We start from the raw sequence: 25,326 nt of genomic DNA, 5'->3' as shown, positions 1-25,326 counted from the left end.
CTTACAGCATGTAGCGCATGGTGGTGCGCGGCGAGAGCGGCGTGGCATAGGTGCTGGCCGCGCCGATCACGAAGGGCAGGTACTGGCCCACCGACAGCGTGTAGTTGACGACTTCGACGCGGATGCCGCCCGGCGCCGTGCCATCGGTGCAGCTGCTGTCGTTGAACGCCGCGTCCAGGCAGGTGACCGTCACGTTGGCCGTGGTGAAGCCGCCGATGCCGGCGCTGGTGGCCGCATCGACCACCGTCTGTCTGGCCGCCGGCACGCCTTGCGAGGCGATGCCGGCCTTGGCCTTGACGGACATGTTGCGCGCCGCGTCGCGCGTCGCCTTGGCCAGCGCATCGTAGTACCAGAAGGCGCGGCCGAAGCCGAAGATGCCGGCCAGCAGGGTCACCAGCAGGGCCAGCACGATGCCGAATTCGACGGCGGCGCCGCCGCGCTGGCTGAGGGAGGAATGGTGGATGCGCATGGCCGCCTCACTTGTAGAGTTTGATTTCGGAATTCGGCACGGGCTCGATCAGGCCCGCGAACTCGACGTCGAGGCGCTTGGTGCCGCCGCTGAAATCGGCCTTCATCGTCATGAAGAATTTGCCGATGCCCACCGCATTCATGGTGCCGCACGAGGCCGGCCCGACGGGCGCCGTGCGGCAATCGACCAGCACCACGTTGAGGATGCGCCGGTTGCGCTGGCCCGGATGGGCCACCGACGGCGCCTGGAACGTGGGGCCGCTGGTCTGGTTGTAGGGCGCAGGCGGCGTGCCGACGGGGAAGGAGGCGCCAGCGCTGACGGGGTAGCTGGCCGCGTCGAAGTAATTCGCCTTGGCCGTGCTGTACAGAGGGTTGGCGTTGCCGTCTGCGACGCTGTACGCCGCGCCCGCCTTGGCCGGGCTGGCGCCATTGCTTTGGTAGGCGGGGCCGTAAGACCACAGCACGCCGTAGCCGGCGAACTGGGCGAACGTGGCCGAGGGCACAGGCACCGAGCCGGCCGACGGTAACTGGTAATTCGGCTTGTTGCCGGCCAGGCTGACCGACTGCTGGCTGGGCAAGGTGCTGGCGCCTGGTTGCATCCAGCCGGTGGGCGGCGAGTTGGCGGCAGCGGCGGCGCAGGGCGACGCGGCGCCCACGCACGGATATTCCTTGATGTTGGTGTCGGGCGGCGCCGTCACGGGATCGCACACGGACGGCCCGCCGTAATCGTCGAAGCGTGAATTGAGCGAGGCGGCCAGCGACGCCGTCAAGCCCGTGTTCGTGTAGACCTGGCCCGTACCGCTGGTGATGACGGCGCTGCTGCCCGTGCACATGAATGGCGCGGTGGAGGCGGCGCTCGAATGCGAGGCGCTGCAGCTGCCGGGCGGGGCGTCGACAGGGTTGATCAGATAGGGATCGGACGGTCCGCCCAGCGGATTGAGGCCGAACAGATTGTAGGTGACGCCGCGGCGAAAGCCGAATTCGACCAGCTCCGTCAGGCCGCTGCCGGCCGGCGCGGCCGGATACGTGTATTGCGCCGTCTTGTTGGCCGGATCGACGGCGCACACGCCGATCGGCGTGACGTCGTTGACGAAGCGGCCCGCCACGGCTACGCCCGAGGTGCTGGTGCTGGCGATGCCGGCGATGCCCATCAGGTAGGTGGCGAAGGTCTTGCTGCCCGTGTCGATGCGGATGAAGGTCTGTCCGTCCGGGCTGGTGCGGGCGCTGGCGCCGGATGACCAGGGGCCGTCCGGGCTGGGGCCGAAGCTGATGTTGGCGGACGTGATGGTCAGCGCGGTGGAAAAGTCGTAGCGGTTCTTTTGCGCGATGGCGATGGCCTTGGCCTGCGCGTTGTCGATGCCGGCGGCGCTTTGGTTCAGTTCCACGGCGCCTGCCAGGGCGGCGCTGTCGGCGCCGTTCTGCAGTTCCGTCTTGGCGATGTACAGGTGGCCCAGGTCCAGCACCAGACCGCCCATGGCAAACAGCACCACCAGGGTCAGTCCCAGCACGATGGCGATCGCGCCGTGTTGCCTGTCGTGCCTGCGAAATGCGGTGTTCATGGGCGTCTCCTGGTGGCCTGGGGGAAGTGCATCGCGGGACCGGCGCCTACTGGCGCCCGCCCACGCCGATGGTGAAGACATTCGGTTGCGGTTCCGGCGCCGCGAACGATTTCTGGTAGCGCTGGTAGGCGCTGGCCCCTGACTTCCCATCGATGCCGCTGACGGGGTCCATGTTGCGGTAAGCGTCCGGATACATGATCTGCTGCGACTTGAGCAGGGCCACCGATTCGCCGAAGTGCGAATCGAGCACGGGCGTGGTGGTGGCGGCGCAGCCGGCCAGCAGGCATATCAGGGCGGCGCAAGGCAGGCAATGTGCGGTTTTCATGGTGTTCTCCTATTTGAGGTCGAAGCCGGCGGCAGGCTGGGGCGCGGCTGCTTGCGGCTGCATGGGGGCGGCGGCGGGCGCAGTACCTTCCATTTTTCCCTGCATGAACATGTCGCCGCGCGTGGGCTGGATGTAGCCGTCGGTGGGCAGCTTGTAGTCGGGCGGCAGCGGCTTGACCAGGTGCGGCGTGATGATGAAGACCAGTTCCGAGCGGTCCGTCTGGAAGTCCGTGCTGCGGAACAGGGCGCCCAGCACGGGCACTTCACCGAGGCCTGGCAAGGCCTTGATATTGCTGGTCACATTGTTCTTGATCAAGCCGCCGATGGCGAAGCTCTGGCCGTCGAACAGCTGCACCGTGGTGGTGGCGCGCCGCGTCGTAAACGAGGGCAGGATGGCGGTGGCCGAGATGCCGGTGGCGGTGATGCCGATGCCGTCCTTGTTCAGGTCCGACACTTCCGGCGCCACCTTCAGGTTGATGCGTCCCCCTTCGAGCACGGTGGGCGTGAATTTCACGGCCACGCCGAATTCCTTCTCTTCCAGGGTGATCGTGGGCACGCCGTTATTATTGGTCTGGCTGACGGGGATGAAGATTTTTCCGCCGGCCAGGAAGCTGGCCTCCTGGCCGCTGATGGCCATGATGTTCGGTTCGGCCAGCACCTTGATCAGGCCATCGCGTTTTTGCGCGTCGAGGTTGAAGAAGTTGTTCTTGCTGGCGCCGCTCAAGCCGCTGGGATTGTTGCTGAGCAGGCTGGACAGCAGCGAATACGACCAGCTGCCGATGGTCTTGTTGATGCCCAGGCTGGCGCCCAGCTGGTCCACCAGCACCTTCGACACTTCGGCCACCTTCACTTCCAGCATCACCTGCTGCGGCGCGGCGATCGACAGCAGGTTGATCACGCGCGGCATGGATGCATCGGGTGTGGCGGCGGGGGCGGGCGCGGCGGCGCCGGCCGCTGGTGCCGCGCCGGAGGTGGCGCCGCCGCTGCGGCTGCTGCGCTGCACGTAGGCGTTGGCCAGCGACAGGGCCTGGTCGGCCTTGACGACGTCGCTGACCATGCCCGACAGGATCAGGGTGTCGCCCGCCACCGTGACGTGGATCTTTTCGTTCGGCAGCAGTTCGGCCATGCGGGCCTGCAGGCTGCTGCTGTCGATGCCGACGGCCAGGTCGATGATGGTGGCGTCATTGTTCTTGTTCCACAGGATCAGGTTGGTGGTGCCGACGGAGCGCCCCAGCAGGTACACCTCGCTGGGGTTGAGCAGGATGACGTCGGCGATGCGCGGATCGCCGACGGACATGCGGCTGGCGGAAAACGGCAGGCGCATCAGGGTCGACTTGCCTTCGGCCAGGCTCATTTGCGGCGCCATCTCGGTGCGCCCGGCACGCGATTCGCTTTGCGGCGGCGTGGACTTGGGACGGGTGGCGGCGCGGCTGCCGCGGGCCGCGCCCGTGTCGGCGGCAACGGCGGTGGCGGCGGCGGCTGGCTCGGCGTGCGCCCGCGGCGCCAGGGCGCCGATGGCGGCGATGGCAAGCGCCAGGTGCAGACCCCGGATGCCGCTTGCTGTGCGATATGTACTCATGGCGTGGCTCCTCTGGTGCAGGTTAGAATTGTTGGGAGCTGCGTTCCAGCCCCTTGATGACATCGACGCGGGGGCCGGCCTGTGGCGCCGGTGCGGCGGCAGGACGGCGGCGGGGCAGCGGCTTGGCTTGCACCATGGCGGCGGGGGCGGCAACGGCGACTTTTTCATCGAGCAAACTGGATTTGGTGGCGCCTTCCGTGTTGACGGGCTTGTCCTCGACCTGGTTGCGCAGCACCAGCGACAGGGTGCCCACGCTGCGTGCCAGGTCGAGTTTTTCCGCCTGCTCCGGCGTCAGCTCCAGGGTCACGGCGTTGACCACCTTGGGCTTGGTGTCGTCGCGGCTCGATTCCTGGGCGATGGCCAGCACGAGGATGCGTTCGAGCACGATCTTGGAAATGTTCGGATCGCGGTCCGGTGTCTTGCGCGCCCCTTCGCCCTGGGTATTGACGAGGATGTCGACGAAGTTGCCGGGCAGGGCGAAGCCGGCCACGCCCACCACATCGTTGACGCGCACGGTCATGGCGCGCTTGCCTTCGGCGACGACGGCCGACAGGCCGCCTTGCGTGCCGGGAGGCGCCAGCTTGCCTTCCATGATCGGTTCGCCGTGCTGGATGCTGGTGCGCGTGACGCGCGTGTCCAGCAGTTTCGGATCGTTGATGGCGCCCGGTGGCAGCGCGTTCGATGGCCAGTCCACCATGCGCACCATGTCGGGCGTGAGGCGCGCGCCCAGGCTGATGTCGACCTGGGCCACGGCCACCTTGTTGATGTTGCCCGAGGCTTGGGCATTGATCCAGCGCGCGGCCACGATGACCGCGGCGAACGCCAGGATGACCGCAATGGCCATCATCGTCAGAGCGCGTGCGTTTCTCATTTTGCTTCCCCTTTGTGCTGGACCGCTGCCGGTCCGGTGTGTGTGCTTGCAAGGTCGTCATCGCTGCCGAAATAGTTTTTCCATGCCCACAGCAGCCCTTCCGGCGACAGCTGCGCGGCGTGGTCTTCATAGCGCGCCTGGTCGCAGATCTGCGCCAGGATGTCGCGCGGATAGCAGGCCAGCAGGGGCCGGCCGTACTGGCTGTGCAGGTGCAGCAGGTAGCTGTACGAGGCTTCATCGAAATTGATGCCCAGCTGCGCGCAGGTGCTGCGGAACACGGCCAGGTAGTGGTAGGCGCTCAAAGGACCCACGTGGATCTTGTAGCCGATGCGGCGCAGGAAGGAGTCGTCGGCCAGGTGCTGCGGCGCCAGGTTCGACGAGAACACGACGATGACGTCGAAGGGCACGGGGAACTTGTAGCCCGTGTGTAGCGACAGGTAATCGATGTGGCGCGCCATCGGCACGATCCAGCGGTTCATCAGTTCCACGGGCGAGCAGCGCTGGCGCCCCAGGTCGTCGATGATGAAGATGCCGTTGTTGGCCTTCAGGTGCGGCGGCGCCTGGTACAAGCGGGTGCCCTGGTCGAATTGCAGGTCCAGCATGTCGAGCGTCAGCTCGCCGCCCGTCAGCACGGCGGGGCGCTCGGCGCGCACCCAGCGCGGGTCGGGCGGCACGGAACCGCCGCGCGATACGGTGTGCAGCATGGGGTCGAGGAAGGGCAGCACTTCGCCGTCGACCATCACCGCATGGGGCAGGGCGATGGCGCCGCTGAGCAGGCCGTTCAGGCGCTCGGCCAGGTAGCTCTTGCCGCTGCCGGCGGGGCCGTGGAAGAACAGCGCGCGCCCGGAATTCATCGCCGCGCCCAGCTGGTCGAGCACGGCCGAACTGGCCACCACGTCGCGAAATTCGCGCTGCACGTCGTCGCGCGTGACGTGCATGTCCGCCACGCTTTGCGCCAGCACCTGGTTGCTGTAGTCGGCCAGGGTGACGGGGGCGGGACCGCTGTAGGCATTGCGGCGCATGTACTCGGCGGCGCGCAGGCGGCCCTGGTCGCCCAGCAGGTAATACAGGTCGGCATCGGTGCCGCTGCCGCCGTTGCGGCGCGCTTCGCACAGTTTTTCGGCGCGCATGAAAGTGAGCAGCGGTTCGAGCACGCCGGCGCCCAGCTTGACGTGCGTCGACAGGGCGGGCAGGCCGATCTGGCCGCGCAGGAAGAGTATCTTGACCAGCAGTTCGACCAGGAACAGGAAGGGCAATCCCGTTTCCTCGACCGTGCGTGGCGCGCGCCTGGCGGCCGGCTCGATGCCGCCGCCGTCGCTGCGTTCTGGATAGGTGTCAGGCATGATGGGTACTCCTCGCTCGGGTGGCCGGATGTCAGAAGATGAAGGGCAGCAGGCGGTACTTCACCTGCCGCATGTAGACGCGATAGCGCACGTCGGTGGACAGAAAGCGCTCTTCGCGCAGCAGGCGCATCACCATCATGCTCATCGTCGCGACATAGATGACGGCGTTGGCGGGCGAGGTGTTGGACAGCAGGTAGCCGCTCATGGAAATCAGGTAGCTGGCATACAGCGGATGGCGTATCACGCGGTAGGCGCCGCCCGTCTTGATTTCGCGCTGCGCCGCCACCAGGCCGAAGCTGCGGTTCAGCGACAGCAGGCCGGCGATCTGCAGCAGGCTGCCGATGGCCAGCAGGTAGCGCGCGCCGGGCCAGATGGCCATGTCGGCAGGCGAGAGGAGGAACGGGGAAAAGGTGGCGCCGATGGCCAGCAGCCAGTCGCCCGCATCGGTGGAGACGCTGACGGGTGCCGAGCGCACGATGAAGAACAGGGCGGCCAGGGTTTCGGCGGCGCAGAACAGCAGATAGCTCCAGTCGCCGCTGTGCAGGAAGCCGACCACGTGCGCGCTGGCAAAGAATACCCACAGGCCGGCCATGGTGATGCTGGTGAGCAGGCTGGCGTGGCGCGAGTGGCAGAGCGTGGCGATGGTGTCCATGGTCGTGTCCTAGGGTGGCTGACAGGTGGCGTGGCGCGTTTCAGCGCAGGCTCCACAGGTGGGTGGAATGCAGGAACACTTGCAAGCCGGTGCCGCTGGCGATGGCGAAGGCGTAGGCCAGCTTGCCGGTGGCCGGTGGCGGTTCGGCGATCGTGGCGGCACCGCCGGCAAGGCTGTGCAGCAGCGCGCCCAGCATCATGTGCCAGGTATTGCGCAACACCAGGCGCAGGCGGCGCCCTGCCAGCGCGGCGGCCAGCGCCAGCACGCCGCCGCACAGGAAAGTCAGCAGGACCGCCTCGAGCACGGCATCCGCGCCCAGGAAGGCGCCGCACATGGCCATCAGCTTGACGTCGCCCGCGCCCAGGGCGCGCAGCAGATACATGGGCAGCAGCAGGGCCAGTCCGGCGGCGGCACCGGCCAGCGCCTGCGGCAGTCCCAGGCCGCCGAAGGCGGTGTCGAACAGGCCGGCGCCCGATGGCACGACGCTGTTGAGGACCAGTCCCGCCAGGGTGCCCCACAGCACCAGCCGGTTCGGGATGCGGCGCGTGCGCAGGTCGTGCCATAGCGCGGCGGCGAGCAGCGTGGCCAGCACGGCCAGGCACAGCAGCATGGGCAGGTGGGCGTTCATGATGTCAGTCCTTCCTTGCCGATGCAGGGCACCGTGGCCATGTGCATGCTGGGGGCCGCGGCCTGGCGGCCCAGCAGCCGTCCCACCAGGCGCCATACCAGCGCCGCGCCGGCCGCGCCGACGTAGCCGTCGAGCGCATAGTGCCAGCCCAGGTGGATGGAGCCGAGCAGGATCAGCACGGCGAAGGCGGTCAGCGAGATGCCTGCGGCGCGGCTCACTTTCCAGCCCATGATCGCCATCAGCACGGCCGTGGCCACATGCATGCTGGGCATGGCGGAGATGCCCAGTTCGCCGTGCGCGCCCTTGCTTTGATAGCCTTGCCACAGCATGTCCTGCACCTGCAAGGCCCAGACGGGAACGTGCCCGTTGGCCTCATGCAGGTAGGCGATCAGCGGCGCATACGGATCGCTGCCGTGAAAGTGGCCGTAGTAGCAGGGGCCGACCGAGGCAAACAGCACGGCCATGACACTGCCCAGGGCGATCCAGGTCAGCGCAAAGCTGAGCAGGAACTGCATGCGCAGCAGCGGGCGGCGCGTGTCGAGGATGAGCCAGTACAGGATGGCGTAAAACAGGAAGAACCAGAAATGGTAGCTGAAGTTGAGCAGGCCCGTGACGAGCGGGTGGCCCAGCAGCGGCTGCAGCCGTTCCCATGGCGCCATGTCGCCATGCAGCGCGGTGTCCCAGGCGGACAGGGTGGTATCCCAGGTGTAGGGGTGCAGGCGCGGGATGGCGGCCTTGAAGACGGTGAAGCTGCAGGCGAAGACGGGGATCAGCAGCATGGCCGGCAGCGCGTGCAGCAGGCGCTCCTTGCTCAGGTAGCGGCGCAGATCGTGGTACAGGTAGTGGCACAGGCGGTGCGGGCGTTGCATCACCATGACGTGGATGGTGTAGCCGCACAGGATGAAGATGGGGCCCGTGAGGATGGCCATGAGGAAACCGGCCAGCACGGTGACGATGTCCGATGGGCTGGGCAGGCTGCCGGCCAGCAGCATGGCTGCGGCGGCGTACAGCAGCACGATCAGCAGCAGGGCGCGATGGGTGCGCAGCGAGGCGCGCAGGGTATTCATGACAGGGCCAGGACCACCTGGTCCTTGACGTAGACAAACAGCAGCCGGACCTGGTCGCCGAGCAAGGTGATCGTGATCACCAGCACTGCCGCTATCAGGCCCGCCAGCAGCGCGTATTCGATCGCTGTGACGGCCGACTCGTCGGAGAAACGGGCGAAGAGAGATTTCACGATGGCCTCGGAATACTTAAGCAGTGTGAACCTGGTGGAAAAGTTGAAGCGCTGTCACCGGGCTGGCGCTGGGGCCGGCCCGGTTTGCATGCGGTCAAGCGTTTGCCGTCTTGAGCGAGGTGCCGATGCTGTTGAAGGTTGCTCTCAGCTGCGTGCCGACGATGGTGACGGCGGCGATGATCACCACGGCAATCAGGGCCGCGATCAGGCCGTACTCGATTGCAGTGACGCCATCTTCTTCGCGGATAAAGTTTTTGATGATGTTCATGACAACTCCTGGTGGTGGTTAAGGTACGGCGGTGGGTAAAACGGGATGACAGTGTTGCTTCCTGCTGCTACGACCTGGCGTTCTCATGGGCTTTCGCCCAGTGCCAGCAGTCCGATGATGCACACCACCGCCATGAGCGCCGCCACCAGTGCATAGCGGTAGAACGCAGCTTTTTCCTTGCCCTGCAAATAGGTGATCAGGGCTGTCGGAAGAAACTTGTCAAGGCGCATGTTGTGCTCCGTGTCGTGGTGGGCAGCGCGGTGATTTGCACTCCGGTAAAACCACTATAGAAGTCGGCAGCTTGATCTACATCAGAAGAACATCCTTTTATTGCGAGGAGGAACTGCTCGTTTTTTTCGTGACAATTGTCATGGTCGAGTTTGATGCGCAGGAGGGGCATGGCCGGGCTGGCCAATGGACGCACTGGCGTGCTTGCAGGAAGGGGGGTGTGAGGAGGTGTGCGGCCAGATGGCCGCCACGTGGTACTGCGGCAGGGTCAGGCACCGGGCGGCAATTCGCCCAGCTGGTGCTTGGTGGCGTAGGCGTACAGTTCCAGGCGGTTGTACACGCCCAGCTTGCGGTAGACCGACGTCAGGTGATTGCGCAAGGTGTGCTCAGAGATGCACAGCTGGTCCGCCAGCAGCTTGGCCGGCGTGCCGCTGCCGTGTACCAGCGCGGCGATGATCTTTCTTTCCTTGAGGGTCAGGCTGGCGACGGCGATGGCTTGCGCCGAGCCGCCGCCGGGCTGGGTCAGCTGCGTCAGCATGCGTCCCAGTATCGCGTGTTCCAGCCACAGTTCGCCGTGGTACACCTTTTCGATGGCCTTGAGCACGACTTCCGCCGGCGCGTCCTTGCTGACGATGCCGCGCGCGCCTTTCAGTACCGTCTGGTCGAGGATGGCCTGGTCGTGGCTGGCCGTCAGCACCAGCACGCGCGTGCTGCCGCACTGCGCCAGCGCGGGCAGGATGGCCAGCGAGCTGATGCCGCCCAGGTCCAGGTCCAGCACGATCACATCCGGTTGCAGCGCCTTCGCCTGCTCCAGTGCCTCGCTGCTGTCGGACGCCGTGGCGACCACGCGCATGCCCGAGTGCTCGCCGCCGATCAGCCGTTCCAGGCCCCACAGCATCGTTTTGTGATCGTCCACCAGCATGACGCTGATGACATGGCTGGCCGGTGGCATGGGGCGTAAGTCATTCATATGGGGATCTCGATCTGCACGGAGGTGTTGCCCAGCATGCTGTGCGTGACGCGTGCCGTGCCACCGAGGGCAGCGGCGCGCTCGGCCAGCGAGTCGGGCAGGAAATCGGGTACGTGCGCGGCGGCGCACTCGTTGTCGATGCTGATGTGCAGCGCGCCTTGCACGCAAGTGAGCTTGACGGCGCCGTGGCGCGCCGACGTGTGCTTGCGGATATTGCTCATGCCCTCGTTGACGATCTGGAACACCTCGGCCGCCAGGCGGTCGTTGATGTGCAGGTCGCCTTCGATATGCAGGGCGATGTCGATGCCATAGAATTCGCGGATCTGCATGGCCTGGCGGCGCAGCGCGACCAGCAGTTCCGGCTCGCTTTGCACCTGGCCGTTCTTGAACGTGCGCGCGTAGCTGCGCAGGTCGGTGATCACCTGGCCGGACATGAGGATCAGCTTTTCCAGTTCGGGCAGCAGCGGGTTGCCCGGCGTGGCTTCATTGCGCAGCGCGGCCAGGCCGTGGCGCAAGCCGATATACGGTTGCACGGCCGTGTCGTGCAGGTCGCGCGCGATCTTTTCGCGCTCGCGCGAGGCCGCCTGCGATGCCAGGCGGTCGAGCAGATCGATGTTTTCAATGACGGGAAACGCCTGCGCGCCGATATGGCTGAGAAACAGGGCGTCCGTCTTGCTCATGCTGGTGGCGGAGACGACAAAGATGCGGCCCTTGCCATTGCGCAAGGGCAGTGGCGCGCTGATGAAGGCGTGCGCTTCGAGCAGTTCGGCCAGGCGGGCGCCTGCCGCGTCGTCATGGCGCAGCCAGCGCCCGCTGTGGGGGTCGAGCATGCGCGCGCCGCCTGTCCACGGCAGCCAGCGCCCGGCGGGCTGGTTGTACAGTGCGATTTTATCGTGCGCGAAAGCGAGCAGGGGACTGGCCGCGTCGTCGCTGAGGAGCGAGCTGGTGTGCACGATGCCCGTTGCCGTATGCAGCACGCTGCGCAGCGACCAGACGCGCGTGCCCTTGTCCTGCATGACCAGCAGGCAACTGCGGCCGTTGAAATAACTGCGGGTTTTTTCCAGCACCGAGATGATGGTCTGGTCGACGCCGAAGCGCGGATTGGACAGCTGGCTGACATCGCGCAGCAGCGCCAGGTGGCTGCGCTGCGTGATGGCCGAGCCGCCCCAGTAGGCGATCATGTAGCCGAGCGCCAGCAGGAAAGTGGTGCGCAGCAGCAGGCGCGACAGTTCCGCATCCGTTTCGCCAAACATGGCGGTGGCGGCGAACAGACCGGCCGAAGCCAGGGTGACGCGCGCGCCTTCTTCGAAGCCGCGCTGGAACGACGACGTCAGGATGGCAAAGAAGAAAAACAGGAAAAACAGATTGTTGTGGCTGCTGGTGGAAAACACGATCAGCGCATACCAGGCCACGTCCAGCCAGTAGAGCAGAATATCTTCCGGCAAGCTCAGGCCCAGGACGGCCAGCACATACAGCAGCAGGCTGTGCAGGGTATACGCGGAAAAGATCAGCCAGGTGATCTTGCTCAGTTTGCCGGCGCTTTCGGGATCGATGAACAGGGTCAGCAAGGTAGCGCTCGACAGCAGCAGGCGCATGCCGTTGACCATGGTCGTATCCATGCCGGCACCCGGCAAGCCGGATCTGAGGGGAGGATCGAGATTCACAAGCGCTCCTGGCCATGTCCCGCATGGGGCGGCCATGCGCAGGGATAGATACCAAAGATAAATTTTTGTTGTTGTTGCTGCAATCAGTTACGAGTCTACGCACACGCCGTAAAGATGTCTACTGGAATCCTTCGCCTGGCGTTGCATTTCCTACAATGGCTGTACCATCACACGGTTGCGCCCGGCGCCCTTGGCCAGGTACAGGGCGCGGTCGGCGGCGCCGATCAGGGCGGAGATGGCCAGTTGCTGCTGCGGCTGCTGCGTGGCGATGCCGATGCTGACCGTGATGTGCTTGACCTCATTGTCCGTCTTGGCATGCGGAATGCGCAGCCCGGCCGCCCGTTCGCGGATCGCCTCGGCCATGCGCAGCGCCTGCGCCGCGTCCGTGTCGGGCAAGATGGCGGCAAATTCCTCGCCGCCATAGCGTGCCAGCAGGTCGGTGGGGCGCTGCAGCATGGCGGCCAGTTCGGCTGCCACGCGGATCAGGCAGTCGTCGCCCTGCTGGTGCCCGTAATGGTCGTTGTAATCCTTGAAATGGTCAATATCGATCATCAGCAGCGACAGTGGGCTGCCCGTGCGCATGGCGCGCCGCATTTCCTTCTCGATCGCCACGTCGAAGTGGCGGCGGTTGGCAATGCCCGTCAAACCGTCGGAAAACGTTTGCGAGCGCAAGACCATGGTCTGTTCGCGCAGCAGCTTTTCGCGGCCCACGGCGATGGTGACGTCGTTGATCTGGATCAGGCAGTGGCGCGGCGAACCGGGCAGATTGATCGGCGTGACGGCGATCGCCTGCTGCATGCGTTCCTGGCCTTCGCTGGTGCCGTGCGTGTAGAGCTCGAACGGCGCCTTGTGCAGCGTTTGCGACAATAGCGACTGGAAATTGTCGCGCAGGGCCTGGGTGATGGCCGAGGCTATGCGCTTGTGCCGCAGGTCCGGATAGACGGCGAAGAAGTCCTGGCCCAGCACGGCGTCGGCCCGGCAAGCCGAGTGGCGTGCCATCCAGTGGTTCCACAGCACGATGCGGTGCTGCTCGTCGAGCACGATGGCGCCCAGGTTCACGGCGCCGAGTATGCTTTCGAGCAGGGCGAGTCGGTGTAAGGCATCCGGCATGATCGTCACGCCTGTCCCAGGACCTTGGCCAGATAGTGGCTGACCTGCTGTTTCAGGTCGTGCAAGGCGGACAGGTCGAGCACGAAGGCGACATAGCCGTGGATCTGGTGCTTGGACAGCACGAAGTCGATATGCAGCATCAGCACGACGGCTTCGTCATCGCGGCCGCCGAACGAAGACAGGATTTCCGCGCTGGTGCCCACGTGGTACAGGGGCAGCGAGCCATGCAGTTCGCTGTCGAACAGGTTGGCCAGGGTGCCCACGCAGGAGTTCAGGATGATGTTGCCGATTTCGCTCATCGCCTCCTGTTCCATCTCCGTCAGTTCCTGCAGCGGCATGGCGTCGCCCACCATCAGGCGCACGATTTCCAGGCTCTTGTCTTCCGGGAACATCAGGATGGCTTCGGTGGCGAAGGCGCCATCGTAATGCTGGCTGACGCCGCAGATGCGTTCGCCATCCTTCTTGCTGCCCAGCAGGGCGGCCGCGTCGGCACGGTTCAGGAACGTGATCGACGGCACCGACATGGTCACTTCTTCATTGACGATCTCGCTCATCGCGGCGGCGGCATGGCCCACCCCGATGTTGAATATCTCTACCAGTGCATCGTTTTCGAGTTCGGAGAGATTGATCATGCTCACAGTCCCAGTGATTCGATCAGCTGATGGATGCGGGTTTCCGTGATCGGTTTTTCCATGAAGCCGACACCGAGCTCGCTGGCGCGGTTGCGGATGGCGTTTTGTACATTCGCCGTGACGAGAATGATGTGCGTTTGCGGACACAGCGCGCGCAATTGTTCCGCTGCCGCCACGCCGCCCATGCCGGGCATGTTGACATCCAGTAATATCAGCACAGGGCTGATTGTCTTGACTTTTTCCAGGGCTTCTTCACCCGTCGCCGCCTCAATCACTTGCCAGTCGGCATGTTTGCTGAGGATGAACTGATGCGACATCAAACGTGAAACCCGGCTGTCATCGACAACAAGTACCTGTTTACTGTGATTCATGTGCTATTCCTGAAACGTCATATCGGACTATCATTCCATTTTCGCATATTTTAAAGGCCATAGAGAGTAATTGAGTGCGGAATTGCCCTATGGCAAGGTTTTCCCATTTAGCTGTTGTATCGCGTCGCAGCGTCGGTCATCATGGCCGGCAAGCCGGGCTGGCAATCCGTTAAAATAGCGCCATTCCCCACTTTAGCCTGAATGTCATGACCCAAGACGAATTGAAGCAAGCCGTAGCCCGCGCCGCCATTGATTATGTGGTCGACGGTGAAATCATCGGTGTCGGCACCGGTTCCACCGCCAATTTTTTCATCGATGAACTGGCCAAGATCAAGCACCGCATCAAAGGCACGGTCGCGTCGTCCGAAGCGACGGCCGCGCGCCTGGCAGGCCATGGCATTGCCGTCTTCGACCTCAACGATGTCGAGTCGATCGCCGTCTACATCGACGGCGCCGATGAAATCACGGCCAGCGGCGCCATGATCAAGGGTGGCGGCGCGGCGTTGACGCGTGAAAAGATCGTCGCCTCGGTCTCGAAGCAGTTCGTCTGCATCGCCGACGGCTCCAAGCTGGTCGATACCCTGGGCGCCTTCCCGCTGCCGGTGGAAGTGGTGCCGATGGCACGCGCCGCCGTCTCGCGCCAGCTGGCCGCGCTGGGCGGCACGCCCCGCTTGCGCCTGAAAGCGGGCAGCACCGAAGCCTTCATTACCGACAACGGTGGCGAAATCATCGATGTGCTGGGCTTGCAGATCGCCGATCCGGTGGCGCTGGAACAGCAGATCAACCAGATCGTCGGCGTCATCGCCGTCGGCCTGTTCGCCGTGCGCGGCGCCAATGTTTGCCTGCTGGGCATGCCGGAAGGCGTGCGGACGCTGGCCTACTAAGATGATAGCCGGCGTTCGCCGGCGTTGGTACCTGTCTTACACGGCGGCCCCTTGCGGGCCGCTTGTCATATGCGCCTGGCGGTACACGCTCACGGTGCGCAGCAAGCCGCCGAGGAAGATGCCGCTGAAGCCACCGTAGGCGAGACAGACGGGCACCATGAAGCCGGGCGCACGGGCGTAGGCCGGGGCAATGGCCAAGGTGACGGCCACCGCATATTTCATGCAGAAAATACTCATCATCAGGATCAATGGTAGCCAGCTGCCGGGACGCCGCACGCTGGCCCGTTCGGGAATGGCGACGATCTTGCGCGCATCGGTCAGCGTCCACGCCAGCGCCGCACCGGCCAGGGCGCCGATTGCCCAGGCGAGCGGCGCCACGCCATCGAAGCCGAAACTGCCATGCACGCCGCTCAGCGACAGGGCCAGCATGACCAGGGGAATGATGCACAGCTTGCGCAAGCTCACTTCGCGCGCCCGGCTGGCCAGCACGCCCCGGTACACGAGAAATCCCAGGATGGCCCAGACGTACAGGGGAGTGTGGCTGAAGATGTGCTGCAACATGGTGTTCGCCTTGGAATGAGATTGTCGATGGACGTACTGTGCCAGCGGGCGGCGCGGGCGGCGAGCGGGGTGCGACGAAACGGGGAGGGATGGCCGTGAAACGGCGGGGGCGGGCGTGAAACGCAGGTGAAACTGCCCGTGACGTGGTCACGGGCATGTTTTAAACTTACTCGGTAGGGGGAACGTAACCCATGGCCGCATCGGCGCCATCGCCGAAGAAATGCTTTTCCATTTGCGTGGCCAGGTATTTGCGGGCGCGCGCGTCGGCCAGGTTCAAGCGGTTTTCGTTGACCAGCATGGTCTGGTGCTTGAGCCAGGCAGCCCACGCTTCCTTCGACACGGATTCGTAAATCTTCTTGCCCAGTTCGCCCGGGTACGGCGGGAAATCCAGTCCTTCGGCTTCCTTGTTGAGTTTGATGCAGTGGATCGTGCGGGCCATCTGTGCTCCTGAATCAGTGTAGAGATAAAGCGTGATTATAAGGTACTTTGCGCCAGCCCTCGCGGGGCCGTCGCGGCCTGGCGACATGCCGTTTGCCGTGCCCTTGCGCTGGATCAAATTTGATCTGCGCCGCCCCAGCTAGTAAGATGCCTTATCGCGCCAGCCGCTGGCTGCGCCTCTTCCAAGCAAGTAGTAACAATTAACTAATATGGAATCCCTATGACCTCAGTGAAAGTCCATGGCATCGACGTCAGCAATACAGGCAGCTTCGTGCTGTTTGGCGGCATCAACGTGCTCGAATCGCGCGATCTCGCCATGCGCGCCTGCGAAGAATATGTGCGCGTGACGCAAAAACTGGGCATTCCCTATGTGTTCAAGGCCAGCTTCGACAAGGCCAACCGTTCATCGATCCACTCCTACCGCGGCCCGGGCCTGGAAGAAGGCATGCGCATCTTCCAGGACGTGAAGGCGGCGTTCGGCGTGCCCGTGATTACCGACGTGCATGAGCCATGGCAGGCGCAGCAGGTGGCCGAAGTGGTCGACGTGCTGCAGCTGCCCGCCTTCCTGGCGCGCCAGACGGACCTGGTCGTGGCCCTGGCGAAAACGGGCAAAGTCATCAACATCAAGAAGCCGCAATTTTTAAGCCCTGGCCAGATGGCCAATATCGTCGAGAAATTCAAGGAAGCGGGCAACGATCAATTGATCCTGTGCGACCGTGGCACGTGCCTCGGCTACGACAACCTGGTGGTCGACATGCTGGGCTTTGGCGTCATGAAAAAGACCTGTGACGACTTGCCGATCATCTTCGACGTCACGCACGCGCTGCAGCAGCGCGATCCCGGCGGCGCCGCGTCGGGCGGCCGCCGCCAGCAAGTGGCGGACCTGGCCCGCGCCGGCCTGGCCGTGGGCATCGCCGGCCTGTTCCTGGAAGCCCATCCCGATCCCGACAACGCCCGCTGCGACGGCCCCAGCGCTTTGCCGCTGGACCAGCTGGAACCGTTCCTGGCGCAATTGAAGGCGCTCGACGACCTGGTCAAATCGTTTGCGCCGCTAAATATCAAGTAACTAGTCACTAGTCGCGGTTTTTCGCGCGTTCTGTGAGCAAAAAAACCACCGGTTCCGGTGGTTTTTTTTTGCCTGCAGCGGCTGCGGGCGCTGTCGTTTGGCATGCGTGTTGTGTTAACGCCCGATGGGGAGAATTTGTCGAAATTGCTTACTTGCAGCATTTTATAATGCTGTTAGCTGCTTTTGCTGAAAATTCCTGGCAAGCCATGGTGTCATCACGTCAGATGGGGACCTCACATGAATCGCATTCATCGTACCGTATGGAACCGCCGCCGCAACGCCGTCATGGTCGTGGCAGAACATGCTGGCAGCGCGGGCAAGCGCTCCGGCACCACGGGCACGCTGCTGGCCAGCGTCTTGACCGGCGTCATGCTGGGAGGCGTGGCGCAGGCGGCCGACCTTGCCACCGCGGCCTTGCCTACTGGCGCCGTGGTGACGGCCGGCCAGGCGCATGTCGGACAAAGCGGGGCGGCCATGACCGTGACCCAAGCCACGGGCAAGGCGGCCATCGAGTGGAACAATTTTTCGATCGGCAAGGATGCCAAGGTCACGTTCGTGCAGCCGAATGCCGCCTCCGTCACGCTCAACAGGATCAAGGGCAATGAAGGCTCCGTGATCGACGGCGCGCTGAAGGCGAATGGCCAGGTGTTCATTTTGAATCCCAACGGCGTGCTGTTCGGCAAGGGCGCCAGAGTCGATACGGCAGGCCTGGTGGCCAGCACGCTCAATCTCGGCGATGCCGATTTTATGGCTGGCAAGACCAGCTTCAGCGGCAAGGGCGGCGCCGTCACCAATCTGGGCAGTTTGAATGCCAACGATGGCGGCTATGTCGTGCTGATGGGCGCGCAAGTGCGCAATGAGGGCGTGATCAGCGCCAGGCTGGGCACGGTGGCGCTGGCGGCCGGCAACAAGGTCAGCCTGACGTTTGATGGCGGCGCGCTGGTGGGCGTGGCCGTCGACGAGGCGGCGCTGGCCGCGCTGGTGGCCAACGGCAATGCCGTGCATGCCGATGGTGGCCTGGTGGTGCTGACGGCGAAAGGCGCCGACGGCTTGCTCAATACCGTTGTCAACAACACCGGTGAAGTGCGCGCGCGCACCATCAACGAGCGGGCCGGCCGGATTTTCCTGCTGGGCGAGGGCGGTGCCGTCGAGGTGGCCGGCAAGCTCGACGCCAGCGCGCCGCAGGGCGGCAATGGCGGCTTCATCGAAACCTCGGGCCCCGTGCTGCGCGTGGCTGACGGCACGCGCGTCGACACCAGCGCGGCGGCGGGCCGCAGCGGTTCCTGGCTGATCGACCCCATCGATTTCACGATCGGCAGCGGCAGCGCCGCGCAAGGCGCGAGCGGCATCGGCGTCGATACCCTGCAAGCGGCGCTGGCCGCCGGCAATGTCACGATCCAGACCCAGGCGACCGGCAGCGAAGCGGGCGATATCCACGTCAACGCGGCGCTGGCCTGGAACGCCAACAAGCTGACCCTGGAAGCGCACGGCGACATCAATGTCAACGCCGTCATGAGCGCCACCGGCAGCTCGACCCTGGACATGAAGACGGGCTACAACTTCAATCCCGGCAGCCCGGCGTTTAACACGAGCAAGAATGTGCTGGTGGGTATCGATGACGCCGGCGTCTTCAAGGGCCGCATCGATGTCGACCGCGCCGGCACGGGGTTGCTGACGATCAATAACACGGGCTACACCCTGATCAATGCGCTGGGCAGCGCCAACAGCACCAATAGCCTCGATTTGCAGGGCATCAACGGTGGCGGTAGCGGCCGCTATGCGCTGGCCAGCAATATCGACGCCAGCGCCACCAGCGCCTGGAACTCTGGCGCCGGTTTCGCGCCCCTGGCCTTCTCCGGCATGTTCGATGGCCTCGGTCATACCGTCAGCGGCTTGCGCATCAACCAGCCAGCCGGCAGCTATGTGGGCCTGTTCGGCACCAACAACGGCACGGTGCGCAACGTGGCGATGTCGAATGCGGTGGTCAGCGCCAACCAGGGCGTGGGGGCGTTGATCGGATTGAACATGGGCAGCGTGTACAACAGCTACGCCGCAGGCAGCGTGACGGGGCCGGGTGGCTATGTGGGGGGCTTGATCGGTGCGATCTTCGATGGCACGCTCACTCGCCTGCACTTCGATGGCACGGTCAATTCGCAGGGCAATAATGTCGGCGGACTGACCGGTTACCTGGCTTACCAGATCACCCTGGCCAACAGCTATGCGAATGTCACGGTGACGAACACGACCGGCGTCTGGACTGGCGGCCTGGTCGGGCAAAACGATTACGGCCGCATCGTCGACAGCCATGTCACTGGCATCGTCAATGGCAAGGGCGACACGGGCGGCGTGGTCGGCAATAACAATAGCGGCATAGTCAGCGGCAGCTATTCCACCGCCACGGTGACGGGCACCACGAATACAGGCGGCCTGGTCGGTAACAATAATAACGGCAAGGTCAGCGGTAGTTACGCCAGCGGCGCCGTCACCGGCACGAGCACGGTCGGCGGCTTGATCGGCCTGAGCAGCGCCTCGGGCGGCGTTGCCACGCCGGACAATGAAATCAATACCAGCTATGCGAGCGGTGCAGTGACGGCTACCGGCGACAGTGTGGGCGGCTTGATCGGCCGTAATTTTGGCAACCACGTCGTCAATACCTACGCCCGTGGCGCCGTCTCGACCTCCGGCAACTACGTGGGCGGTCTGATCGGCAACAATCTGGGCACGGCCGACAAGAGTTATTCGACCGGCCTGGTGACTAGCCCGGGTGTGGGGGTAGGCGGCTTGATGGGTGTCAGCATCGGCGGCGTCAGCAACAGTTTCTGGGATACGCAGACCAGCGGTCAGAACAGCAGTGGCGACGGCACGGGCAAGACCACGGCGCAAATGCAAGACAGCAATCTGTTCACCACCAACAGCTGGGATTTCACCTTCCACAGCGGGGTATGGGGACGCAAGGCCACGCTCAATGACGGCTATCCCGTGTTGCGCACGTTTGGTTATACCGATCCGATCACCATCACGCTGAACAATCCAGCCCTGACGAAAACCTATGGCGGGGCCAATCCGCTGCTAGCTGGCGGCTGGACGGTCAGCGGCTGCGACAACAACCTGGCATGCGTGAGCGGCGTTGACTGGAGTGCGGCCCTGCTGCCCACCACCTCCGTCGGCACGCTCAATTACGGCGCCAGCCTGTTCGCGCCGACCCTGGGCGCCGGCTATGGCAAGCTGAGCGATTATGACATCACCTACAGCATGGGTACCCTGTCGATCACGCCGGCCGTGCTGACCATTGCCGGCATCGGCGCCGCCAACAAGACGTATGACCGCACGAACGCGGCCAGCATCAACGCCGGCACCCTGGTGGGCCTCGTGAATGGCGAAAACCTGTCGCTGTTGGCCAGCGGCACCTTCGACAGCGTCAACGCCGGCGCCCGCACTGTGGCGGCCAGCTTGCTGGTGGGGGACGGCAGCGGCGCCAACGCGGGCCTGGCCAGCAATTACATCCTGTCCACGCCGACCGTCAACCTGGCGGCGACCATCAGCGCGCTGGAAGTGCATCTTGCCAGCCTGGGCGGCAGGGAGTACGACGCGACCGACAAACTCAACGCTAACTTGCTGCAGATCACGAATGTACTCGGTGGCGATACCGTCAACCTGAGCGGCACGGGTACGCTGGCGTCGCGTAATGCCGGTACACAGGCGCTGACCGGCTATGCGGACCTGGTGCTGGACAACAGCAACTACACGTTCGCGTCAGCCAGCCTGGGCGCCAATGTACTGGTGACGCCGCGCGCGCTCAGCGTGCAGGCAGCCAGTGGCGCCACGCGCCGCTACGACGGCAGCGTGCATGCGGCCACGGGTTTGCTGAGCCTGGGCGGCGTGCTGGCGGGCGATAGCGCCAGCCTGAGCGGCAATGCTGTACTGGCAAGCAAGAATGTCGGTACGCAAGCCATCAGCGGCCTGGGCACCTTGAGTCTGGACAATGCCAATTACACCTTGAATGGCGTGCTGCCTGCCGGCAGCGTGGCGATTACAGCCTTGCCCGTCAACTTGGCGGCCGTGAGCGGTGCGCAGAAGGAATATGACGGCAGCGTGGCTGCCAGCGCCGGCTTGCTGGAGGTGAGCAATGTGGTGTCGGGCGACACCCTGGTGCTGGGCGGCAGCATGAACCTGGCGGGCAAGGATGCGGGCAGCCAGGCCATCAGCACCATCGCCGGCGTGACCTTGAGCAACAGCAACTACACGGTGACTGGTGCCACGGCGAGCGGCACGGTGCTGGTGACGCCGCGCGCGCTCAGCGTGCAGGCGGCCAGCGGTGCCACGCGCCGCTATGACGGCAGCGTGAATGCGGCCACGGGTTTGCTGAGCCTGGGCGGCGTGCTGGCGGGCGATAGCGCTAGCCTGAGCGGCAATGCTGTCCTGGCAGGCAAAAATGTCGGTGCGCAAGCCATCAGCGGCCTGGGCACCTTGAGTCTGGACAATGCCAATTACACCTTGAATGGCGTGCTGCCTGCCGGCAGCGTGGCCGTCACGGCCTTGCCCGTCAACTTGGCGGCCGTGAGCGGTGCGCAGAAGGAATATGACGGCAGCATCGCTGCCGGCGCCGGCTTGCTGGAGGTGAGCAATGTAGTGTCGGGCGACACCCTGGTGCTGGGCGGCAGCATGAATCTGGCGGGCAAGGATGCGGGCAGCCAGGCCATCAGCACCATCGCCGACGTGACCTTGAGCAACAGCAACTACACGGTGACGGGCGCCACGGCGAGCGGCACGGTGTTGGTGACACCGCGCGCGCTCAGCGTGAATGCGGCCAGTGGTGCCACGCGCCGCTACGACGGCAGCGTGCATGCGGCCACGGGTTTGCTGAGCCTGGGCGGCGTGCTGGCGGGCGATAGCGCCAGCCTGAGCGGCAATGCTGTACTGGCAAGCAAGAATGTCGGTACGCAAGCCATCAGCGGCCTGGGCACCTTGAGTCTGGACAACGCCAATTACACCTTGAATGGCGTGCTGCCTGCCGGCAGCGTGGCCGTCACGGCCTTGCCCGTCAACTTGGCGGCCGTGAGCGGTGCGCAGAAGGAATATGACGGCAGCATCGCTGCCGGCGCCGGCTTGCTGGAGGTGAGCAATGTAGTGTCGGGCGACACCCTGGTGCTGGGCGGCAGCATGAACCTGGCGGGCAAGGATGCGGGCAGCCAGGCCATCAGCACCATCGCTGGCGTGACCTTGAGCAACAGCAACTACACGGTGACGGGCGCCACGGCGAGCGGCACGGTGTTGGTGACGCCGCGCGCGCTCAGCGTGCAGGCAGCCAGTGGCGCCACGCGCCGCTATGACGGCAGCGTGAATGCGGCCACGGGTTTGCTGAACCTGGGCGGCGTGCTGGCGGGTGATAGCGCCAGCCTGAGCGGCAATGCTGTACTGGCAGGCAAGAATGTCGGTACGCAAGCCATCAGCGGCCTGGGCACCTTGAGCCTGGACAACGCCAATTACACCTTGAACGGCGTGCTGCCTTCCGGCAGCGTGGCCGTCACGGCCTTGCCCGTCAATGTGGCCGCCATCGGTGGCGCGCAGAAGGAATATGACGGCAGCATCGCTGCCGGCCCCGGCTTGCTGGAGGTGAACAACCTAGTGTCGGGCGACACCCTGGTGCTGGGCGGCAGCATGAACCTGGCGGCCAAGGATGCGGGCAGCCAGACCATCAGCGGTATCTCCGGCGTGACCTTGAGCAACAGCAACTACACGGTGACGGGCGCCACGGCGAGCGGCACGGTGTTGGTGACGCCGCGCGCGCTCAGCGTGAATGCGGCCAGTGGCGCCACGCGCCGCTATGACGGCAGCGTGAATGCGGCCACGGGTTTGCTGAGCCTGGGCGGCGTACTGGCGGGTGATAGCGCCAGCCTGAGCGGCAATGCTGTACTGGCAAGCAAGAATGTCGGTACGCAAGCCATCAGCGGCCTGGGCACCTTGAGCCTGGACAATGCCAATTACACCTTGAATGGCGTGTTGCCTGCCGGCAGCGTGGCCATTACGGCCTTGCCCGTCAATGTGGCGGCAGTCGCCGGCGCGAGCCGGGCGTTTGACGACACGGCGGATGCGGCTGCCAATTTACTGGCTTTGAACGGCGTGCTGGCAGGCGATAGCGCTGTGCTGGGTGGAAAGGCCACCCTGTCTTCGAAGGAGGCTGGCAATCAATCCATCGTCGGTTTGTCGGGCTTGACTGTATCCAACAGCAATTACACGCTTACCGGCGCGAACGCCAGCGGCACTGTGGAGATCGTCTCGGTGGTGCCCGTTGCGAGTCTGGCAAGCACCGTAGCCGAGGTATCCCGGACCAGCGTCCCTGCCAAGCGCGAGGTTCTGCGCGAGTTGGGCTTGCCGCTGCAAAGCGACTTGACCCCGTTCGCTGCCGTGCCGCCGACCGTGAATAGCAGCGCGCTGCCACTGGGCGCCACCTTTGGCCCGAATGCACCGCTGAGCGTGTTGTATAGCCCAGGTGCGGGCGAGGCGAGCGAAAGCCTCACCCTGGCGCAGATGCAGCGGCTGCTGCAGCCGTCCGGTGCCCAGGGCAACGGCGCATCGCAGCCTTTGCGCTTGCCAGTCAGCCGTAATTCCTTGATGGAAATCGTCAATGGCGGCGTCAAGTTACCCGATGGCGTAGACCAATTGTTGTTTGTCGTGAAGGCCCAATAAATGAGCATGCTTATCTGTAACGCCACCATATCCTTCGCTCGCACGGCTGCATGCAAACGCACGGCCATGTCGCTGGCGTTGACCCTGGCCCTGGGCACTGTCGCCGCGGTACAGGCGCAACAAGTACCCACCATCGGCGACGTCGTGCGCCAGATCCAGCCGGTGACGCCGCCGGTGACGCCGCCGCCATCGCTGCCTGCACTCGGTGGCGTGCCGGCTGCGCCAGCGCTGCAAGCCCTGCCCGGCGATGCCACCAGCAAGGTCAGGGTGACGCAGTTTGTGCTGGAAGGCAACCGTGTCGTCGACAGCGCTGCCCTGCTGGCGCTGCTGCAGCCGGCATTGGGCCAGACGCTGACCCTCGTCCAGCTCGAAGAGCTGGCCACCCGCATCACGCGCCATTACCGTTCCAACGGCTACTTTGTGGCCCGCGCCTATGTTCCGGCGCAGGAGCTGACCGATGGCAAGCTGATCATTCGCGTGGTGGAAGGCCACTACGGCAAATTTATCCTCAGCAATACTTCGCGCGTGCAAGATAGCGTCGTGCAAGGTTTGCTGGACGAGGCCAAGCAGCGCGATAATATCGTCTCGCTCGACAGCCTGGAGCGGGCCATGTTGATCATCAATGACACGCCTGGCGTCAAGGTGGTGCAGGCCGACGTGATGCCTGGCGAACAGGTCGGCACCTCGGACTTCGCCATCCGCACGCAAGCCACGCCCGCATGGGGCGCTTATGTGTTGCTGGATAACTATGGCTCGACGTACACGGGCAAGCAGCGCCTGCGCTTCAATGCCGACTGGAATTCGCCCAGCGGCCGCGGCGACCGCCTGTCAGCCAGCGGCATGGTCACGCGCAACAGTGGCTTGCTGAACGGCCGCCTGGCGTATTCGATGCTGCTGGGGTCGGATGGTACCCGTCTCGAAGGCGCGCTCAGCCGCACAACCTACGAGCTCAGCGATGTGTATGCCGCGCTCGATGCCTCGGGCACGTCCAACGGTGTGGACTTATTCCTGAGCAAACCGCTCAAGCGTACCCGCGAGCACACGGTGGAAGCGAGCCTGGGCGTGGTGTACAAGGATCTGAAGGACGAGATCGGCGTCACCCACACCTCGGTGGGCAAGCAGTTGAGCAGTCTCAGCGCCAATATCTCGGACCGCCGTACGCATGCTTTCCTGGGTTTCGATGGCTTGACCCAGAGTAGCACGAGCCTGACGGTAGGCCGCTTGCGTTTCAAGGAAGCGGTTGCCGAAGCGATGGATGCGGCCGGCGCCGATACGCAGGGTAACTATGCCAAGCTGAGTCTGGCGGCGTCGCGCATCAGCGCGCTGCCATCGCAGTTTCTGCTGACCACCAGCGTCAGGGCACAGGCGTCGCTGAACAATAAAAGCCTCGATGGTGTCGAACGCATGAGCGTTTCCGGTGACGGTGGCGTGGCCGCCTATCCGATCGGCGAACTCAGTGGCGACCATGCGGCGCTGCTGCGCGCCGAACTGGCCCGTCCGCTGGCGCGTGGCGGCACGGCGCAGCTGAGCGGCAGCATCTTCACCGATTATGGCTGGGCCAAGTCCATCGCCGCACCGGCCGGCGTCCCCGCGTCGCGCAAGCTCGGTGATATCGGCCTGGGCCTGAGCGCCATGGCTGGCGGCGTGCTGCTCAACCTGCAACTGGTGCACCGTACGGTCGGCGGCGTGCCGACCAGCGAGTCGGCGTCGCGCACGCGTTTGCTGTTCCAGGCTGGCTGGGTAAGGTAAATACTCGCCTGCCAATGTTGGTAATGCAAAAAAGCCT

Annotated in this window: 23 protein-coding genes; 4 read left to right on the top strand and 19 right to left on the bottom strand. The window is 64.6% G+C overall.

Translation table 11 applies throughout. From position 1 onward, the window contains the following. Position 1: 1 nt before the first annotated feature. From CLU91_RS10380 to CLU91_RS10305, 17 genes are all read right to left on the bottom strand, one after another. Positions 2 to 469, bottom strand: a complete 468-nt coding sequence (locus tag CLU91_RS10380; protein WP_100874087.1) for a TadE/TadG family type IV pilus assembly protein — start codon at positions 467 to 469, stop codon at positions 2 to 4. A 7-nt stretch (positions 470 to 476) separates the two neighbouring features. Beyond that, on the bottom strand, positions 477 to 2,027 hold the full coding sequence (locus CLU91_RS10375) for a TadE/TadG family type IV pilus assembly protein (RefSeq protein ID WP_100874086.1): 1,551 nt from the start codon (positions 2,025 to 2,027) through the stop codon (positions 477 to 479). A 46-nt stretch (positions 2,028 to 2,073) separates the two neighbouring features. After that, entirely contained in the window at positions 2,074 to 2,352 is a 279-nt protein-coding gene (locus CLU91_RS10370) for a hypothetical protein (protein WP_100874085.1), read from the bottom strand. A gap of 9 nt (positions 2,353 to 2,361) precedes the next feature. Continuing rightward, the gene (locus tag CLU91_RS10365) at positions 2,362 to 3,930 is read right to left on the bottom strand and encodes a type II and III secretion system protein family protein (protein ID WP_100874084.1); all 1,569 of its coding nucleotides are present in this window, start codon (positions 3,928 to 3,930) and stop codon (positions 2,362 to 2,364) included. Positions 3,931 to 3,952: 22 nt separating this feature from the next. After that, entirely contained in the window at positions 3,953 to 4,801 is an 849-nt protein-coding gene (cpaB, locus tag CLU91_RS10360) for a Flp pilus assembly protein CpaB (RefSeq protein WP_100874083.1), read from the bottom strand. Next, the gene (locus tag CLU91_RS10355) at positions 4,798 to 6,144 is read right to left on the bottom strand and encodes an ATP-binding protein (RefSeq protein ID WP_198521305.1); all 1,347 of its coding nucleotides are present in this window, start codon (positions 6,142 to 6,144) and stop codon (positions 4,798 to 4,800) included. Before CLU91_RS10355 ends, cpaB begins: the two co-directional genes overlap by 4 nt. Before the next feature lie 31 nt (positions 6,145 to 6,175). Beyond that, positions 6,176 to 6,796 (bottom strand): methyltransferase family protein, encoded by a 621-nt coding sequence (locus CLU91_RS10350; protein WP_100874082.1) that lies wholly within the window; start codon positions 6,794 to 6,796, stop codon positions 6,176 to 6,178. 40 nt (positions 6,797 to 6,836) lie between these two features. Beyond that, positions 6,837 to 7,424 (bottom strand): prepilin peptidase, encoded by a 588-nt coding sequence (locus CLU91_RS10345; protein ID WP_198521304.1) that lies wholly within the window; start codon positions 7,422 to 7,424, stop codon positions 6,837 to 6,839. Next, positions 7,421 to 8,491, bottom strand: coding sequence for a phosphatase PAP2 family protein (locus CLU91_RS10340; protein WP_100874081.1), 1,071 nt, complete (start codon positions 8,489 to 8,491; stop codon positions 7,421 to 7,423). The genes CLU91_RS10345 and CLU91_RS10340 overlap by 4 nt, the downstream gene beginning before the upstream one ends. Continuing rightward, complete coding sequence (locus CLU91_RS10335) at positions 8,488 to 8,661, bottom strand: Flp family type IVb pilin (protein WP_100874080.1); 174 nt, start codon at positions 8,659 to 8,661, stop codon at positions 8,488 to 8,490. Before CLU91_RS10335 ends, CLU91_RS10340 begins: the two co-directional genes overlap by 4 nt. A gap of 94 nt (positions 8,662 to 8,755) precedes the next feature. Beyond that, positions 8,756 to 8,929 (bottom strand): Flp family type IVb pilin, encoded by a 174-nt coding sequence (locus CLU91_RS10330; protein ID WP_100874079.1) that lies wholly within the window; start codon positions 8,927 to 8,929, stop codon positions 8,756 to 8,758. An 83-nt stretch (positions 8,930 to 9,012) separates the two neighbouring features. Next, positions 9,013 to 9,159, bottom strand: coding sequence for a hypothetical protein (locus CLU91_RS27850; protein WP_157814672.1), 147 nt, complete (start codon positions 9,157 to 9,159; stop codon positions 9,013 to 9,015). A 266-nt stretch (positions 9,160 to 9,425) separates the two neighbouring features. Then, complete coding sequence (locus CLU91_RS10325; protein ID WP_232730701.1) at positions 9,426 to 10,127, bottom strand: response regulator; 702 nt, start codon at positions 10,125 to 10,127, stop codon at positions 9,426 to 9,428. Beyond that, positions 10,124 to 11,791, bottom strand: a complete 1,668-nt coding sequence (locus CLU91_RS10320) for a sensor histidine kinase (protein ID WP_157814671.1) — start codon at positions 11,789 to 11,791, stop codon at positions 10,124 to 10,126. The genes CLU91_RS10325 and CLU91_RS10320 overlap by 4 nt, the downstream gene beginning before the upstream one ends. 150 nt (positions 11,792 to 11,941) lie before the next feature. Beyond that, positions 11,942 to 12,901, bottom strand: a complete 960-nt coding sequence (locus CLU91_RS10315; protein WP_198521303.1) for a sensor domain-containing diguanylate cyclase — start codon at positions 12,899 to 12,901, stop codon at positions 11,942 to 11,944. Positions 12,902 to 12,906: 5 nt separating this feature from the next. Further along, positions 12,907 to 13,533 carry a chemotaxis protein CheC gene (locus tag CLU91_RS10310; RefSeq protein ID WP_071075909.1) on the bottom strand — a complete coding sequence of 209 codons (627 nt, stop codon included), beginning with the start codon at positions 13,531 to 13,533 and terminating at the stop codon, positions 12,907 to 12,909. Between the two features lie 2 nt (positions 13,534 to 13,535). Next, the gene (locus CLU91_RS10305; RefSeq protein ID WP_100874076.1) at positions 13,536 to 13,904 is read right to left on the bottom strand and encodes a response regulator; all 369 of its coding nucleotides are present in this window, start codon (positions 13,902 to 13,904) and stop codon (positions 13,536 to 13,538) included. A gap of 206 nt (positions 13,905 to 14,110) precedes the next feature. Here CLU91_RS10305 and rpiA point away from each other — a divergent pair, with 206 nt between their 5' ends. After that, positions 14,111 to 14,788 carry a ribose-5-phosphate isomerase RpiA gene (gene rpiA, locus CLU91_RS10300; protein ID WP_099762697.1) on the top strand — a complete coding sequence of 226 codons (678 nt, stop codon included), beginning with the start codon at positions 14,111 to 14,113 and terminating at the stop codon, positions 14,786 to 14,788. Between the two features lie 36 nt (positions 14,789 to 14,824). Here rpiA and CLU91_RS10295 read toward each other — a convergent pair whose 3' ends face one another. Both CLU91_RS10295 and CLU91_RS10290 read right to left on the bottom strand, forming a co-directional pair. Next, entirely contained in the window at positions 14,825 to 15,349 is a 525-nt protein-coding gene (locus CLU91_RS10295) for a DUF6622 family protein (RefSeq protein WP_100874075.1), read from the bottom strand. A gap of 166 nt (positions 15,350 to 15,515) precedes the next feature. After that, positions 15,516 to 15,788: an oxidative damage protection protein gene (locus CLU91_RS10290; RefSeq protein ID WP_034750797.1), complete on the bottom strand. Its 273-nt coding sequence runs from the start codon at positions 15,786 to 15,788 to the stop codon at positions 15,516 to 15,518. A 219-nt stretch (positions 15,789 to 16,007) separates the two neighbouring features. On the opposite strand from CLU91_RS10290, the gene kdsA reads away from it, so the two are divergent. The 3 genes from kdsA to CLU91_RS10275 all read left to right on the top strand — a co-directional run bounded on the left by kdsA (position 16,008) and on the right by CLU91_RS10275 (position 25,289). Then, positions 16,008 to 16,853 (top strand): 3-deoxy-8-phosphooctulonate synthase, encoded by an 846-nt coding sequence (kdsA, locus tag CLU91_RS10285; protein ID WP_071075913.1) that lies wholly within the window; start codon positions 16,008 to 16,010, stop codon positions 16,851 to 16,853. A 237-nt stretch (positions 16,854 to 17,090) separates the two neighbouring features. After that, positions 17,091 to 23,540, top strand: a complete 6,450-nt coding sequence (locus CLU91_RS10280) for a YDG domain-containing protein (RefSeq protein ID WP_100874074.1) — start codon at positions 17,091 to 17,093, stop codon at positions 23,538 to 23,540. A 66-nt stretch (positions 23,541 to 23,606) separates the two neighbouring features. Further along, entirely contained in the window at positions 23,607 to 25,289 is a 1,683-nt protein-coding gene (locus CLU91_RS10275; RefSeq protein ID WP_198521302.1) for a ShlB/FhaC/HecB family hemolysin secretion/activation protein, read from the top strand. The last annotated feature ends 37 nt before the right edge of the window (positions 25,290 to 25,326 follow it).

The organism is Janthinobacterium sp. 64 (assembly GCF_002813325.1).
Lineage (GTDB): Bacteria > Pseudomonadota > Gammaproteobacteria > Burkholderiales > Burkholderiaceae_D > Janthinobacterium.
Note: the sequence above shows the minus strand (reverse complement) of the source record. Positions and strands in the feature narration are given on the sequence as shown.

Coding starts and splice junctions, on each gene's coding strand:
- CLU91_RS10380 (WP_100874087.1), bottom strand. CDS start 469: ATGCGCATCCACCATTCCTCCCTCAGCCAGCGCGGCGGCGCCGCCGTC.
- CLU91_RS10375 (WP_100874086.1), bottom strand. CDS start 2,027: ATGAACACCGCATTTCGCAGGCACGACAGGCAACACGGCGCGATCGCC.
- CLU91_RS10370 (WP_100874085.1), bottom strand. CDS start 2,352: ATGAAAACCGCACATTGCCTGCCTTGCGCCGCCCTGATATGCCTGCTG.
- CLU91_RS10365 (WP_100874084.1), bottom strand. CDS start 3,930: ATGAGTACATATCGCACAGCAAGCGGCATCCGGGGTCTGCACCTGGCG.
- cpaB (WP_100874083.1), bottom strand. CDS start 4,801: ATGAGAAACGCACGCGCTCTGACGATGATGGCCATTGCGGTCATCCTG.
- CLU91_RS10355 (WP_198521305.1), bottom strand. CDS start 6,144: ATGCCTGACACCTATCCAGAACGCAGCGACGGCGGCGGCATCGAGCCG.
- CLU91_RS10350 (WP_100874082.1), bottom strand. CDS start 6,796: ATGGACACCATCGCCACGCTCTGCCACTCGCGCCACGCCAGCCTGCTC.
- CLU91_RS10345 (WP_198521304.1), bottom strand. CDS start 7,424: ATGAACGCCCACCTGCCCATGCTGCTGTGCCTGGCCGTGCTGGCCACG.
- CLU91_RS10340 (WP_100874081.1), bottom strand. CDS start 8,491: ATGAATACCCTGCGCGCCTCGCTGCGCACCCATCGCGCCCTGCTGCTG.
- CLU91_RS10330 (WP_100874079.1), bottom strand. CDS start 8,929: ATGAACATCATCAAAAACTTTATCCGCGAAGAAGATGGCGTCACTGCA.
- CLU91_RS27850 (WP_157814672.1), bottom strand. CDS start 9,159: ATGCGCCTTGACAAGTTTCTTCCGACAGCCCTGATCACCTATTTGCAG.
- CLU91_RS10325 (WP_232730701.1), bottom strand. CDS start 10,127: ATGAATGACTTACGCCCCATGCCACCGGCCAGCCATGTCATCAGCGTC.
- CLU91_RS10315 (WP_198521303.1), bottom strand. CDS start 12,901: ATGCCGGATGCCTTACACCGACTCGCCCTGCTCGAAAGCATACTCGGC.
- CLU91_RS10310 (WP_071075909.1), bottom strand. CDS start 13,533: ATGATCAATCTCTCCGAACTCGAAAACGATGCACTGGTAGAGATATTC.
- CLU91_RS10305 (WP_100874076.1), bottom strand. CDS start 13,904: ATGAATCACAGTAAACAGGTACTTGTTGTCGATGACAGCCGGGTTTCA.
- rpiA (WP_099762697.1), top strand. CDS start 14,111: ATGACCCAAGACGAATTGAAGCAAGCCGTAGCCCGCGCCGCCATTGAT.
- CLU91_RS10295 (WP_100874075.1), bottom strand. CDS start 15,349: ATGTTGCAGCACATCTTCAGCCACACTCCCCTGTACGTCTGGGCCATC.
- CLU91_RS10290 (WP_034750797.1), bottom strand. CDS start 15,788: ATGGCCCGCACGATCCACTGCATCAAACTCAACAAGGAAGCCGAAGGA.
- kdsA (WP_071075913.1), top strand. CDS start 16,008: ATGACCTCAGTGAAAGTCCATGGCATCGACGTCAGCAATACAGGCAGC.
- CLU91_RS10280 (WP_100874074.1), top strand. CDS start 17,091: ATGAATCGCATTCATCGTACCGTATGGAACCGCCGCCGCAACGCCGTC.
- CLU91_RS10275 (WP_198521302.1), top strand. CDS start 23,607: ATGTCGCTGGCGTTGACCCTGGCCCTGGGCACTGTCGCCGCGGTACAG.